The organism is Williamsia herbipolensis (assembly GCF_000964005.1).
Classification (GTDB): Bacteria; Actinomycetota; Actinomycetes; order Mycobacteriales; family Mycobacteriaceae; genus Williamsia_A; species Williamsia_A herbipolensis.
The window spans coordinates 25,963-40,571 of sequence record NZ_JXYP01000040.1; the positions used below are offsets into that span (position 1 = coordinate 25,963).

The 14,609-nt window shown below is 67.7% G+C and carries 9 protein-coding genes and 1 pseudogene; 6 read left to right on the forward strand and 4 right to left on the reverse strand.

Going from position 1 to position 14,609, the window contains the following annotated elements; all coding sequences use genetic code 11:
* Positions 1–116: 116 nt before the first annotated feature.
* Complete coding sequence (locus tag TU34_RS20780) at positions 117–482, forward strand: DoxX family protein (protein WP_045824830.1); 366 nt, start codon at positions 117–119, stop codon at positions 480–482.
* 24 nt (positions 483–506) lie between these two features.
* Here TU34_RS20780 and TU34_RS20785 read toward each other — a convergent pair whose 3' ends face one another.
* Positions 507–1,982: a flavin-containing monooxygenase gene (locus TU34_RS20785; protein ID WP_045824866.1), complete on the reverse strand. Its 1,476-nt coding sequence runs from the start codon at positions 1,980–1,982 to the stop codon at positions 507–509.
* 224 nt (positions 1,983–2,206) lie between these two features.
* On the opposite strand from TU34_RS20785, the pseudogene TU34_RS24675 reads away from it, so the two are divergent.
* Positions 2,207–3,103 (forward strand): annotated as a pseudogene (locus TU34_RS24675) (AraC family transcriptional regulator); the annotation flags it as partial.
* Between the two features lie 72 nt (positions 3,104–3,175).
* Here TU34_RS24675 and TU34_RS24425 read toward each other — a convergent pair.
* Complete coding sequence (locus TU34_RS24425; protein WP_045824831.1) at positions 3,176–4,840, reverse strand: ABC-F family ATP-binding cassette domain-containing protein; 1,665 nt, start codon at positions 4,838–4,840, stop codon at positions 3,176–3,178.
* A 121-nt stretch (positions 4,841–4,961) separates the two neighbouring features.
* Between TU34_RS24425 and TU34_RS20795 the strand changes: the two genes are divergently transcribed.
* Positions 4,962–6,311 carry a lipase family protein gene (locus TU34_RS20795; protein ID WP_052689138.1) on the forward strand — a complete coding sequence of 450 codons (1,350 nt, stop codon included), beginning with the start codon at positions 4,962–4,964 and terminating at the stop codon, positions 6,309–6,311.
* On the opposite strand, the gene TU34_RS22545 is transcribed toward TU34_RS20795, so the two are convergent.
* Entirely contained in the window at positions 6,262–6,750 is a 489-nt protein-coding gene (locus TU34_RS22545; RefSeq protein ID WP_338063022.1) for a DUF4262 domain-containing protein, read from the reverse strand. The two genes, TU34_RS20795 and TU34_RS22545, sit on opposite strands and share 50 nt — an antisense overlap.
* 639 nt (positions 6,751–7,389) lie before the next feature.
* On the opposite strand from TU34_RS22545, the gene TU34_RS23740 reads away from it, so the two are divergent.
* Positions 7,390–8,265 carry a hypothetical protein gene (locus tag TU34_RS23740; protein WP_150116641.1) on the forward strand — a complete coding sequence of 292 codons (876 nt, stop codon included), beginning with the start codon at positions 7,390–7,392 and terminating at the stop codon, positions 8,263–8,265.
* A 553-nt stretch (positions 8,266–8,818) separates the two neighbouring features.
* Here TU34_RS23740 and TU34_RS20805 read toward each other — a convergent pair.
* On the reverse strand, positions 8,819–12,304 hold the full coding sequence (locus TU34_RS20805; RefSeq protein ID WP_045824832.1) for a replicative DNA helicase: 3,486 nt from the start codon (positions 12,302–12,304) through the stop codon (positions 8,819–8,821).
* Between the two features lie 685 nt (positions 12,305–12,989).
* On the opposite strand from TU34_RS20805, the gene TU34_RS20810 reads away from it, so the two are divergent.
* Positions 12,990–13,547 carry a hypothetical protein gene (locus tag TU34_RS20810; RefSeq protein WP_150116642.1) on the forward strand — a complete coding sequence of 186 codons (558 nt, stop codon included), beginning with the start codon at positions 12,990–12,992 and terminating at the stop codon, positions 13,545–13,547.
* A 7-nt stretch (positions 13,548–13,554) separates the two neighbouring features.
* A complete protein-coding gene (locus TU34_RS20815) occupies positions 13,555–14,604 on the forward strand; it encodes a DUF3089 domain-containing protein (protein WP_082080495.1) in 1,050 nt (349 codons plus the stop codon).
* Positions 14,605–14,609 lie beyond the last annotated feature (5 nt).

Sequence of the window (14,609 nt, forward strand, 5' to 3'; positions counted from 1 at the left end):
GTCGACCTGCGGTGCCGATCGTACTTGCGTGGGCAAGTATTTCCTGCGACAGTACTTGCCTACGCAAATACATGTGGTCGTGATCCCACGACCGACGTGCCGTCGACAGGAGTCCCATGTTCATCACCGCCGTCATCCTCAGCGTCGTGCTCGCCCTGGTCAGCCTGGGTGCGGGCGCGCCCAAGGCCCTGCTGAAGGGACCGGCGGTCGAGCAGCTCTCCGGACGGGGGCTCAGCGCGTCGCTCATCCGGTTCATCGGTGGAGCCGAGGTCGCCGGTGCGGCGGGCCTGCTGATCGGCCTCGCCTGGCATCCGCTCGGCATCGCCGCGGCGATCGGACTGCTCATCGTGTTCATCGGCGCCACGGTGTTCCACGCCCGCAACGGCGACTATGCCAACTCCGAGACCCGCGGCGCATCGCTGCCGTCGGTGGTGCTCGCGATCGTGTCGCTCGCGGTCATCATCACCCTCGCCGCCGCCTGACCGCCGCGGCGCCGCCGAGTCGGGTCAGGCACTCCGGTCGGTCGGGGTCCACTCGAACTCCGACTCGTCGAGCGAGCGCATGACCCGGATGTAGTGGGCGGTCGACGCCGGCCAGTTGTTGGTGTTGCGACCCGAGGCCGTGCGGTACCAGCTGGTGCAGCCCTGCTCCCACACGGTCTTCGACAGCGCCGATTGCAGAGCGAGATTCGACCGCCGCTCGACGTCGGCGCGCACCTGCACCGCTCGCGCCCGGCCGGCGTCGAGGCGTTCGACCGCCTGCACGACGTACTTCATCTGCGCCTCGAGCATCAGGATGATCGAGGTGTGGCCGAGGTTCGTGTTCGGTCCGTAGAGCAGGAACATGTTGGGGAACCCGTGCACGCTCACCCCGAGGTGGGCCTGCGCGCCGTCGTCCCACTCACGGTGCAGGTCTCGGCCTTCTGCGCCCGTGACCGTGATCCCGCGCAGGAAGTCCGTCGCATGGAAGCCGGTGCCGTAGACGATGGTGTCGGCCTCCACGGTCGACCCATCGGCGAGACGCACGCCGTCGGGGGTGATGCGGTCGATGCCGGTGGTGGTGACGGTGACGTTCGGTCGGTCCAGCGAGGCCAGGTAGTCGTTGGAGATGAGGATGCGCTTGCAGCCGATCGGATGATCGGGGGTCACCGCGGCCCGTGTGGCGGGGTCGGTGATCTGGCGCCGCATGTGCAGCCGTGACCGGAGGCCCACGATCTTGAGCAGCGCCGGGATCCTGGTGAACCCGATCGACCGTGGCTCCAGCGTCGCCCAGGTGAGCCAGCGCGAGAGTCGTTGCAGCGCAGGCACTCGCGCGAACAGTGTTCGAGCCCACCGGGGGTAGGCGTAGTCCGCCTTGGGGATCACGAACGGGGCGCTGCGCTGCAGCAGCGTGAGATGGCCGACATGCTCGGCGAGGCGCGGCACGAACTGGATCGCCGAGGCACCGGTGCCGATGACCGCGACCCGCGCGCCGGCGAGGTCGGCGTCGTGATCCCAGCGCGCGGAGTGGAACAGGTTGCCGCGGAACGACTCCGCGCCCTCGATCGCGGGGATCGCCGGGTTGCTGAGCTGTCCGCACGCGAACACGACGACGTCGTGCACGGTCTCGGTGCCGTCGTCGAGACGGACGGTCCACGACGCGCTCGTGTCGTCGAAGGTCGCCGCGGCGACCCGACTGCGGAAGCGGATGTGCGGACGCAGCGCGAAGGTGTCGGCGATCGACCGGAGATAGTCGAGGATCTCCGGCTGCGGCGCGAACCGCCGCGACCACGTCGCGCTCGGCGCGAACGAGAACGAATACAGATGGGAGGGCACGTCGCATGCCGCTCCGGGGTAGGTGTTCTCCCGCCAGCATCCACCGACGTCGTCGGCCGCCTCGAACAACACGAAGTCGTCGTGGCCGGCGCGGCGCAGGGTCGCGGCCATGCCCAGGCCCGCGAAGCCGGTCCCGATGATGGCCACCGACTGTCCTCGAACGCTCATCTGCTGCACCCTCGTCACGTAGACGACACCGCGTCGTGCGATGTCCCCTTCGAGGCTAGCCATCCGCGACCCGCCCGAACATGCGATTGGCGGCCAAGAAGTTACTAGAGTTGACCACCATGACCCGCCCCGCCGACGACGCCACCTGGACGGTGTTGCGGTCGGCGCCGGGATCGAGGCTGCTCCTGGACTTCGCGGCCGAGCACGGGATCGGCGAACAGGAGATGCTGGCCGCCGCCGGGATCGACGGCGACGACGTCGTCGGTGCGATCACCGCCCAGCAGGAACTGTCGATGCTCGCCACACTCGCCGACCGGCTCGGTGCGGTCGAGGGCCTCGGCGCCCTGCTCGGACAGCGCTACCACCTCACCACCTACGGGCTGTGGGGCTTCGCCATGATCAGCAGCGCGACGCTCCGCGAGGCCATCGCCGTCGGTCTCCGACTGGTCAATCTCACCTTCGCGTTCTGCCACATCCGGCTGCGTGACGCCGACGGACGCGCCGCATTGGTCCTCACCGTCGAACACGGCGTACCCGACCGGGTCCACCGCATCGTCTGCGACCGCGACATCGCCGCCATCCGGGTCATCGCGCACGAGATCATGGGACGCGAACTGCTCGCCGAGGAGGTCACGTCCACCTTCCCCGAGCCGACCGACACCTCCGCCTACGAGTCCGCCCTCGGTGTGACACCGCGGTTCGACGCAACCGAGAACGCGATCTGGTTCTCCGCCGAGCTGCTCGACACGCCGCTTCCGCAGGCCAACGCGTTGGTCGCCGCCGAGATCGACGAACAGTGCCGAGCGCTCCTGCAGGAGCGCAGGGTCCGCGTGGGAACGGCGGCGCGCGTGCGGGACCTGGTGTCGGGGGCGCCGTCGCAACCCCTCACCCTGTCCCGGGCCGCCCACGAGCTCCACACCTCCGAGCGGCACCTGCGTCGCCAACTCGCGCACGAGGGAACCACGTTGCGGCGCATCGTCAACGAGGTCCGTGAGGACATGGCCGATGAGCTGCTCTGCGTCACCGGCCTGTCGGTCGCCGAGACCGCACGGCGGCTGGGCTACGCGGAGGTGTCGAGCTTCTCCCAGGCGTTCCGACGCTGGAAGGGCATGAGCCCGAGGGCATACCGCCACCTGCAGGCGGCGGCTGTGGGGGCAGGGGCTGTGGGGGCGGCGGCCGTGGGCCGGCTCCGATCAGCGCTCGCTGACCCGGCCGTCGAGCACGGACCACGAACGGTCGCAGCGCACCGTGTCGAGCATGCGCCGGTCATGGGTGACCAGCAGCAGTGTGCCCTCGTAGCTGTCGAGCGCCTGCTCGAGTTGTTCGATGGCGGGCAGGTCGAGGTGGTTGGTCGGTTCGTCGAGCACCAACACGTTCGTACCGACGGCCTGCAGCAGTGCGAGGCCGGCGCGGGTGCGTTCCCCCGGCGACAGGTCGTCGACGGCGCGTTCGACGTGGTCGGCGCGCAGTCCGAACTTCGCAAGCAGGGTCCGCACCTCGGCGGTGGGCCAGTCGGGTACGTGGCTCTCGAACCGGTCGACCAGCGGTGTCGCGCCGGTGAACTCCGCACGGGCCTGATCGATCTCGCCGATCGCGACGTTCGCACCGAGACTCGCCCGACCGGAGTCGGGGGACTGCCGACCCAGGAGCAGACGGAGGAGGGTTGATTTCCCTGCCCCGTTGGGTCCGGTGATGCCGATGCGTTCGCCGGCGTCGACCTGCAGCGACACCGGGCCGAGGGTGAAGTCGCCCTGGTGCACCACGGCCTCGCTGAGAGTCGCGACCACCGAACTCGACCGCGGTGCGGCGCCGATGGTGAAGTGCAGCTCCCATTCCTTGCGGGGTTCGGCGACCTCCTCCAGGCGCGCGATCCGGCTCTCCATCTGCCGTACTTTCTGCGCCTGCTTCTCGCTCGATTCCGCGGCGGCCTTGCGACGGATCTTGTCGTTGTCGGGCGACTTCTTCATCGCGTTGCGGACGCCCTGACTCGACCACTCGCGTTGTGTCCGTGCGCGATCGACGAGGTCGGCCTTCTTCTCGGCGAACTCCTCGTACTCCTCGCGGCGGTGCCGGCGGGCGGTCTCGCGTTCCTCGAGATAGCTGTCGTAGCCGCCACCGAAGACCGTCGTCGTGTTCTGGGCCAGATCGAGTTCGAGCACGCGGTTCACGCTGCGGGCGAGGAACTCCCGGTCGTGGCTGACGAGGACGACCCCGCCCCGCAGCTCGCGGACGAGCGTCTCGAGGCGTTCGAGGCCGTCGAGGTCGAGATCGTTGGTCGGCTCGTCGAGCATCACGATGTCGAAGCGCGACACCATCAGTGCCGCGAGCCCGACGCGTGCGGCCTGACCACCCGAGAGCGAGGTCATGGTGGTGGTCGCGGGATCCACGGCGTGCGAGTCGAGACCGAGATCGGCCAGGACCGCGGGCAGTCGCTCCTCGAGGTCGGCGGCACCGGTGGCGAGCCAGTGGTCGAGCGCCACCCCGTACGCGTCGGCCGGGTCGACACCGGGGGTCGCCGCAGCCGGGTCCGACAGCGCCGCGGCCGCGGCATCCATCGCCGTGGTCGCCTCGGCACAGCCTGTCCGGCGGGCGATGTACGCCGCCACGGTCTCACCGGGGACACGGTCGTGCTCCTGCGGCAGCCAGCCGATGAACGCGTCGGCCGGGGCCAGGCTCACCGCGCCCTCCAGCGGTTCGAGGACCCCGGCGAGGATGCGCAGAAGGGTGCTCTTGCCTGCGCCGTTGGCCCCCACGACACCGACGACGTCGCCGGGGGCGACCGTGAGATCGAGGCCGTCGAACAGCGTGCGATGGGCGAAACCGCCGGCCAGGTCTTTCGCCACGAGCGTTGCGGTCATGGTCCCATCCTCACACCCGTTCGCCGGGCCATCACACAGCGATCGCGGTCAGGGGCGTGATGTGGGTTACCGTCGGACAGCCGACACGACCGAGTGTCCGATACACACCGAGGACGTACCCATCTCCGTTCACGACTCCGCCGCCGCCTCGCCCGAGCGCCCGTTCATCGCCTCGCACGACGACACCGCAGCGCACCGCAGGCCGCTGTTGCCCGCCGACGACCCGTTCTATCGCGCCCCCGGCGGGTTCGAGGACACGGTCCCGGGCACCGTTCTGCGCTCCCGTGACGTGACCCTCGCCTTCCTCGGCGTCGTCCGACAGCCGATCCGGGCCACCCAGTTGGCGTTCCGATCGACCGACTCCCAGGGCGACCCGATGGTCGCGGTGACCACGGTTCTCCTCCCGCCCGGACGGGAGCGGGGCGCGCAGTGCCCGATCGTGTCCTACCAGTGCGCGATCGACGCCATCACCGGCCGGTGCTTCCCCTCCTATGCGCTGCGTCTGCGGGCGCGGGCCGTGGGCGCTCTTCCCCAGTTCGAGTTCCTGCTCATCACCGCACTCCTCGCCGAGGGGTGGGCGGTGTCGGTCCCCGATCACGAGGGTCCCCGGGGTCTGTGGGGCATCCCGCGCGAACCCGGCCACATCGTGCTCGATGGTGTCCGGGCGGCACTCGACCACGCGCCGCTCGGTCTGCGCCACGACGCGCCGGTGGGTTTCTGGGGGTACTCCGGCGGCGGACTCGCGTCGGCGTGGGCCGCCGAGATGTACGCCGAGTATGCGCCGGAACTCAACGTCGTCGGCGCCGTACTGGGTTCGCCCGTCGGCGATCTCGGGAACACCTACATCCGTCTCAACGGCGGACTGTTCTCCGGGTTGCCGGCCCTCGTGGTGGGGGCCCTGCAGCACGTCTACCCCGATCTGCAGCGCATCATCGACCGGCACACGACACCACGCGGCAAGATCGCGCTGGCGCGTCTGCAACGCGCGACCACCGTCGAGGCGGTGCTGCGCTTCATGTTCACCGACATGGACGACATGCTCGACCGGCCGCTGGCGGAAATTCTCACCACGCCCGAGGTGCGTGCGGTGTTCGACGAGATCCGGCTGGGCCGTTCGGCACCGGCCATGCCGGTCCTCATCGTGCAGGCCGTGAACGATCGCATCGTTTCGGTCGACGACATCGATGCGCTCGCAGCCGCATACGCCGCGGGCGGCACCAGCGTCACCTACCACCGCGACCGGTTCAGCGAGCACATGCTGATGCACCCGATGGCGGCGCCCACCGCGCTGCGGTGGCTGCGTGAGCGCATCGAGGAACGTCCGATCGACGAGAACCGACAGCGCACCACGTGGCCGACGCTGCTCAACCCGAGCACCTTCCGCGGCATGCTGCGCCTCGGCACAATCGCCGCGCGCGTGATCACCGGCCGCACGATCCCCCGCCGCGAGCTGTCGGAACTCGACCGCTAGAGCTGCCCTGCGGACGCTCATCGCGGCGGTGGGCCCTTGAGTGGCTGCACGAACGGGTCGAGGGCGTACCCCGGCTGCCACGGGAATCGGTTGCGCCGGTCGGGAACACGACCTGCATCGCCGAGAACGCGGCATACAACGACCTGGTCTGGAACATGTCGGTGGTGTCGTCGGCGTCGATGACGACGACGTCGTGCTCGGCCAGTACCGCCGCCAGGGCGGACCCGTGCGTGATGTTCTCACCGGTGACTATCCGTTCGGCGACGGAGTTGACGACCAGCCCCGAGATCCGTTGCGGAAGTCCGTACACCATCAGTTCCGGCCGGCCCGGCGACGTCAGTCCGGTCGTGTAGGCGAAAGGCGGTTCATCGCGTTCGGTTCCCGCCATCACGGCCACAACATGCCAACCACCCTGTGCCACAATACGAAAGCACCTCACCTCGCAATGGGGTGGGAGCTCGCCGTGACTTCATGTCATATGGTCAATCATCCCGCGGCGGTCGCGATCGTCACGCCACCTCCGGGGACAGAACCGGACACACCGAACCACCCCTCGACGCGAGCACGGATATGGTTCTCGGCGGACCTCCTAGGTGACCTGCACGCCGCGGGCGTCGAGATCGACGCGTACCGCATTCGCTTCCAGAGGGAATCGAACTTCGACGCGAGCGCAGTGCTCACCACGACCGGCACGCCGAGAAGGCGATGCGCGCAGCGATCGACTGCCACGTTCCCAAGATCGAAAGTTGCAGATGGCATTGAAACGGGCAACCGCGGCAGATCCTCCGAACAGAGGATTGTCGCAAGTCGCGCACTCGGTATTGCATAGCTGCAGATCTCTGGCTTGTGACCTTATTGGTCGCCGGTGGCTGATGCCGGCTCGAACTCACTTTGGGGAATTATGAAACGTCTGTCCGCTACATGTCTCGGGCTTGTGCTCGCATCGACGGTCACGCTGTCGGGGTGCGGGTCGAGTGGATCGGACAGTGCGGGTCCCGGTGGAGGAGGCTCGAGCGCAGTTGCTCGCACTGATGACCAAGGCAGGTCCGGGTCAAGCGAACCGCAGCCAGAGGAGAGCTTGATCCCCGGACAGGTTGCGGTGCCGGCCGATTGTGCGGATTCGCGACTCGCGGCCAACCTCTCGTTCGCGCAGTACTCAGAGATAAGCGGCGACCCGGACCCGTACAGCAATGGCGTGCTGGCGAATGTGGTCGACGCGACTCCAGTTGGGGGACAGGCGAAGTTTGCCCAGGCAGCGTGCGCTGCCCTGGCAGCTGAGCGCTCAGCCAACCCAGTGTCGGCGGAGGCAGGCAAGGCACTCGATCAGGAGGGTGCCACCCTTGAGTACGGGTACGGGTTCGTTTGCGCGCTTGGTGATCCCAAGGGCAGGTTCGGCGGACCGGGATCATCTGCGCCCGCCAGCTTGGAGGGTTTGCAAGGCTCCATCTCGGCCGACATGCGAGAGACTCCCGGCTACATGGATTCGTCCAATCAGGACGGAATGCTCAATCGGCTATTGGCCTCCGACCAAGCTGTGTCGCTAGGTCGAACTGAGCCAGCGATAGCGGCGGCATACAAGTATCTGTGTCCGCAATTCACGCGATACCAAACCGGGCCGTCGCTGAAAGAGGAACTGGCCAAGCAATCCGATTTATTGAAACAAGCAAAGAAGTTAAATATCTGCGGTGCAGCGATTTTGGATCGAACGCGCGGGTACGTGTACTACCCTGCGAACGTCGTAGACAGCTGTGAGGCAGCGTCCAAGGTGCTCGTCGACTCGTACCCCACGATCGAAAGTCCCAACGCGCTCACGCCGTATCGTGGCAAATACTCGTGCTCGAAGTCGGACGCCGAGACCGAGCAGGCGTCGGGGATTGCTTATCGTTGCGCCGACGATCGCGGAACTATTGCTTGGCGTCGCGCGCTATTCATCGCCAGCCCTTCCGGCGGTTGACTTCGTCCAGTCTTCGTCTTCTGCTGGAATTGCCTCAGCCTGCTGCCGGTTCAGTTGCTTTCCGCTACGGGCCGACGTGGCTGCCGGTCAACGCTAATGACGGAGGCAGGTGATAGCAGACCCTTGGACTAGTCGGTATCAGGCGATGGGTTACCGCGGCAAAGGCCTACTGGCGAATGACCGCTGGTGTGGGTTGACGACTCGCGTCGTCTCGGCGGCGGCGCGCATCCATTCCCAAGAGACCAGCTGCCTGGGCCCATGTGTAGAGCACACCGTTGCGGCACCAGGACGACCACCAGCGCTGCTTTCGCCCGCGACGCACGCTCGAAGACGAGCCAGGAGGCACGCACTTGCCAGTCTTCAGCTGACCTGATCGGCGCGACGATCCCGACGCAACTAAGTCCTGCGATGCAGCAAGTCGAAGACGCCATGTTCGCTCTCTCTGCCCTCACGGCGATTCCGCATTAACCGAAAGGTCGCCGATACTAGGAGCGCCGTGAACAGCCCCGCCGACACCGCACGGGGCATGCGGCGTAAAAATTCACGTGATGGGTCAGCCGCGGGCCATGTTCACGAAACGGCTGAGGTGCAGCTGGTGGGCGACGGTGATGGTGGCGGTGGGGCCGTTGCGGTGTTTGCCGAGGATGATGTCGGCCTCGCCGGCGCGGGGGTCGTCGCGTTCGATGGAGTCGGGACGGTGCAGCAGGATCACCATGTCGGCGTCCTGCTCCAGTGAGTTGTGGACCGACACTCCGTCAGCGACGAAATTGTGTGTGCCGGGCACTGTTCCGTCAAACACTTCCTGGTCGCCCAGGCTGGTGATCTCCGCGATCTCGTCCCAGTAGACGTCGTTGGTGGCGAGCATCTCGATGTCGGCGTCGTCGAGAATCTGAGCCACACGCGCCAGACGTCCCCGGCTCGGCGAGTGCTTCCAGATCGTCGAGCCACAGAACCGCGAACCCATCGCCGCCGAGAACTCGCGATGCGTCATCCCGCGGTCAACGAGCAATTCCCGCACCCGGTTCCAGACATCGCGAGGAACCGTGTCCGAGTTGGTGTTCGCCTGCACCGCCGCCAGCCGCAGGAGGCACTCGTCCACCTTGACGCTGCGCGCGCCGTGAACGCCGATCTGGCTCAGGAACACCATCTGACTGTCGACGCCATAGATGAGGACGTGCCAACAGTCCCGATACCCGGGCTTCTTGGCGCACTTGACCCGTGAATAGATCCCGAACCGCAGGAGCGCCTGCATCAGATCGTCTGCGAGTCGACGCGAGGTACTCGCGTAGTAGACCCGCGCCTGACCGACCTTCGCATCCCACCGAACCGACCCGTCCGTCGCCCACAGGTGACGGATGAAGAGCGCGAGCTGATCGTTGGGGAGGGCGAACACCGACGGCGGCAGGAACTTGTCGTAGCTGCGGAGACCGAACAAGCCGTGGCCGTCGAGCCACGCAGCGACAGGATTCCGCCGGCCGTGAGTCAGATGGAACGGCGCCGGCAGACGGAGTGTGGTGACCCGTGCGGCGGCGTACTCGTCGCGGATCGGTGTGATGCCGAAGTGACCTGCCGCCTCCGACACCGCCGTCAGGTTGGCCTCGTCGACACTGGCGTACCGGATCGGCTGGCGCTTCACACACGAGCCGTCACCGATCATGTGCGCAAGCATCACGATCTCCGCCTCGTGCATCCGCTCGGTGTGCACTGGTTCGGGCACCGAACGCGGCGCGGCCACACGATCACCGACCGCGAGCTCATCCACCGGGATCCATCCGTCAACGGTCATCAACGGATGATTGCCGGTCGCGCACACGACGCGACCCGAGGTCATCCGCACCTCGAAGACCTCTTTCACGCCGCTGGAGAAGACCGCGGTCATCGGGCGCGCGACCACGCGCATCCGCTCGTCGAGACTCCAGACCAGCGGTCGCTCACCACTGGCGAGAAGTTCTCCGAGGGTGGTCTCGCCGCCGGTGTCCGCGCGCAGGATCCGCGTCGACGCCGGCAGGCACCCCGACTCACGAAGGTCCGACACCTGCGGGCGCTTGTCGGTGCGTTGCTCGGGGCCTCGGTTGAGCTGGCTGATCGCGACCACGGGAACCTCGAGTTCCTTGGCCAGCAGCTTGAGCTGACGGGAGAACTCCGAGACCTCCTGTTGCCGCGATTCGACCTTCTTGCCCGACGTCATCAGCTGCATGTAGTCGATGACCACCAGCCGCAGGTCGTGACGCTGTTTGAGGCGACGGGCCTTGGCGCGGATCTCCATCATCGTGAGGTTCGGTGAGTCATCGATGAACAGTGGCGCCTCGCTGATCTCACCCATGCGGCGCGCGAGGCGGGTCCAGTCGTCGTCGGTCATGCGGCCCGAACGCATGTCGGCCAGCTTGATGTTCGCCTCGGCCGAGAGCAGGCGCATCACGATCTCGGTCTTGCCCATCTCCAGCGAGAACATCGCCGAGGTCATCTGGTTCGCGATCGAGCAGCTGCGCAGGAAGTCCATGGCGAGGGTCGAGTTGTGGGTCGGCACCATCGACTCACCGGCGAGGTACATGTGCGCGTCGTTGTCGACCTGCACGCACCGGACCGGCACGCTGTCGACGGCACGGATGTCGACGATGCGGCGCAGACCCGACGGACGGCGCAGCTCCTTGTGGCGAATCGCCTTGCGGTGCACGGTGAAGACGTCGTCGTCGGCGTCGACGCGCAACCACCCGGTGGCGGCACGACGGTAGGAGTAGCCCAGCCCCGCCACGAGATCGGCGATCACCGCGCTCATGTGTTGGGTGGCGGCGGGAACGGTGATCCAGCCGTCCTCGTCGACGATGCCGCGGGCGTCGAGCAACCCGGCGAGCAGAGCCCGCCGTTGGGCGATCGAGCCGCGGAGGTACTCGTAGGGGATGCGTCCACCCAGATCCGACATCAACGCCATCACGTCGACGGGGCCCTCGGCGTCGATGCGCATCGCGATCTCGGGATCGTCGAAGGCCATGCCCGCCAACGCCGCAACGGTGTACGGGCCGTAGCCGAAACGGCGCCGCGGGAGCTCCAACGGCTCGGCGTTGCGCACCGACACCGCGCCGATCTGACCGATGAGCGCACAGGTGGTCTGTACCGAGCGCACACCGTCGGACTCGGTGAGCCACTGGTGTTCGGCGTCGGCGACGAGCACCGAACCATCGGAGAACTCGACCTCGTAGCAGGGACGTTCGGTCATCACGTCGGTCGCGGCCACCACACGGGTGGGCGTGCCGCTCGCGTCGATCAGCGAATCGCCGACCTTCACCTCACCCATGGTGGTCCAACCGTTGGGCGTGGGCAACGGGGTGTCGAGGGCGAGTGCCTTGCCGACACCGGGACGCGCGGCGACGATGATCATCTGCCCGGCGTGCAGTCCGTTGGTGACGGCGTCGAGATCGGTGAAACCCGTTGGCACACCGATGGATATACCACCGCGGGAGGCGATGGAATCGATCTCGTCCATCGTGGGCTGCAGCAGTTCCTCGAGCGGGACGTAGTCCTCGGCGGTACGCCGCTCGGTGACCTCGTAGACCTCGGCCTGCGCGCGGTCGACGACCTCGGCCACGTCCTGACCGTCGTCACCGCCGTAGCCGAACTGCACGATGCGGGTGCCGGCCTCCACCAGACGCCGCAGGATCGCCTTCTCGGCGACAATCTGCGCGTAGTAGCCGGCATTGGCGGCGGTGGGGACCGTGGAGATCAGCGTGTGCAGATACGGTGCACCGCCGACCCTACGGAGCTCTCCGGCCCGTTCGAGCTCGGCGGAGACCGTGACGGCGTCGGCGGGTTCACCCTTGCCGTACAGCTCCAACACGGCGTCGTAGACGGCCTGGTGGGCCGGGCGGTAGAAGTCGCCCGGACGCAGCACCTCGAGGACGTCGGCGATCGCGTCCTTCGACAGCAGCATCCCGCCGAGCACGGACTGCTCGGCCATGAGGTCCTGCGGCGGCTGCCGGCCGAAGTCCTCCGAGGGCGGCGGCTCGTCGCGCGGCGAATGCCCGCGATCGTCCACTACTGCCACGACTCATCCTCCCGACGTCTCACTGCGCTACCACTACACCGGCGGGGTCCCGCCGTGGGCGATCATCGTCGCCCCCCACCTCGAGGTCACCTGTGGGTGAGTAGTACACCGCCGGTCCGACAGCTCCACACGGGAGAACACCCCAGCCCTGTCGACCGGGTCACGAAAGCGGTCGGAGCGGGCGGGCGAACAGCGGCTACAGGCACGGTGAGAGACATTAGGGCCGGTTGTGACCGGCCACAAACCGGCCTGTGGACCAACTTGTGAACTACCTGTGGACCGAGTGGGCATAGATGCCGTGTTCCTGTGCATGGAGCTGGGGAACACGAACGGCGCCGCTGTGGTCCGCGCTGGTCATCACGCACTTTTGGCCCTCAGGTCATGTGGATCGAATTCTTTTCGGCGTGTCGCGATTTGCGCGTTTTCGGGCGTGTTCGCCGAAACGCAACTGCGAGCGTCGGTCGATTGGGTGAACCGTGCACGAATGGCAGGTTGCGCGACGGTGGTCGACACATCGCCGGTCACGGCCCCTCTCCCACACAGTACGCGCGTCCTGCGGGCATCCGGCAACCCCGCTGCCGAAACCGTGACGCCCGTATGGTTTTCGTCAACATCCGCAGGTCACCGCGTAGAGAACTCGTCATCGCGGGGCGGCCGGCGCGTGCACGCGGGTACACCGGTGGATGTGACACTCACCGACATCATGCCCACGTTGCGCATGTCGATCCCCGATCCCATCGACCTCCGTCAGTGGCCGCCGGGAACCTCCGTGACGATCGATGACGTTGCGGTACAGGGCTTCTCCCTGTCCACCGCATCGGCGCTGTTGGGCAGCCCGATGCGCTGGGCGCCCGACGATCGCTCGACGACGATCGTCATCGTGTGCTCGGTGAGCGCAGTACTCGACGACCCGGTGGATCCGATCCTGTTGCTGGACTGCGATGTTCGCCGCGGTATCCCCACCGACACCGACGCGCCGGTCACCGACATCGCCTGGGATCACGCGCGTCTCATCGGCCGGGTGTCGGTGGCCCACAAGCACCGGGTGCAGCTGCTGGGCGACGGGACGCACTCACGACTGCCACACACTCTCGCGGCCGACACCGACACCGCCGCGGTCACCGCACCCCTCCCGAAGGACCTCGCCGTCGGCGACCGCATCGCAGTGCCCTGCACGGTCGGCGCCACACCGCCGCGCACATCGGCCGAAGGGGTGGTGGCGCACACGGCGCGTGCGGTCTAATCGACCGATGGCCCGTCTGCGTGTGATCCGCTCGTCGTTCGGCATCGTCGCGGTGCTCGCAGTACTCGCCACCGTGCTCGGTGTGGGGGCCGCCGCGGCCGCACCGAGCGCGAGCGGGTCCACGGTGTGGCTGTGTCGTCCCGGTCAGCCCGGCGACGCCTGCGGGGGCCGATCGGGCGCGCCGATCGACTGCTTCTACGTCTATCCCACCGTCTCCCTGCAGCTCGGCCAGAACGCGAACCGCGTGATCGGGCCGGAGGAACGGGTGATCGCCGCCGAGCAGGCCGCACCGTTCGGCGCCCGCTGCAACGTGTGGGCGCCGATGTACCGCCAGAGCACGCTGCGCGGACTCTTCTCCGCCGGCAGCGGTCCGCAGCGCAATGCCGCACTCGCCGTGGCGTTCTCCGACATCCGCGCGGCGTGGACGGACTACCTGGCCCACCACAACGCCGGCCGGGGCGTGGTCCTCATCGGCCACTCACAGGGCACCCTGATGCTGCGTGCACTCATGCGCGAGTCCATCGACGGCACGGCCACCCGTGACCGCATCGTCTCGGCGATCCTGCTCGGCGGCAACGTGCTCGTCCGCTCCGGCGCGACCACCGGCGGTGACTTCTCGACGATCCCGCTCTGCACCGCACGAAGCCAGTTCGGCTGTGTGGTGGCCTATTCCACGTTCGGCAACACGCCTCCCGCCGACACCCGCTACGGCCGGGTGCCAGCCACAGGCAGCGCACCCACGCCCGGTGCGCCGTTCCCCACGGGCCCCGACTTGTCGGTGGCGTGCACCAACCCGGCCGCCCTGGGCAGCACCGCGACCGCACCGATCCGCGGCCTGATCGCCGGGCGCGAGGTCGACGGCTACCGGGCGCGCTGCACCACCGGGGCCGGTCCGCACGTGCTGCAGGTGAGTGGCGCCGCGCCGGTCCCCGCCTCCGCGCTGCCGCGACTGCCCAACCCGACGTGGGGCACGCATCTGCTCGACGTCAACCTCGCGCAGCGCGACCTGATCGACCTCGTGGGTGCGCAGACCGCCGCCTACCTCGCCGCCCGCTGACCCGG

Coding starts and splice junctions, on each gene's coding strand:
- TU34_RS24425 (WP_045824831.1), bottom strand. CDS start 4,840: ATGACCGCAACGCTCGTGGCGAAAGACCTGGCCGGCGGTTTCGCCCAT.
- TU34_RS20815 (WP_082080495.1), top strand. CDS start 13,555: ATGGCCCGTCTGCGTGTGATCCGCTCGTCGTTCGGCATCGTCGCGGTG.
- TU34_RS20780 (WP_045824830.1), top strand. CDS start 117: ATGTTCATCACCGCCGTCATCCTCAGCGTCGTGCTCGCCCTGGTCAGC.
- TU34_RS20785 (WP_045824866.1), bottom strand. CDS start 1,982: ATGAGCGTTCGAGGACAGTCGGTGGCCATCATCGGGACCGGCTTCGCG.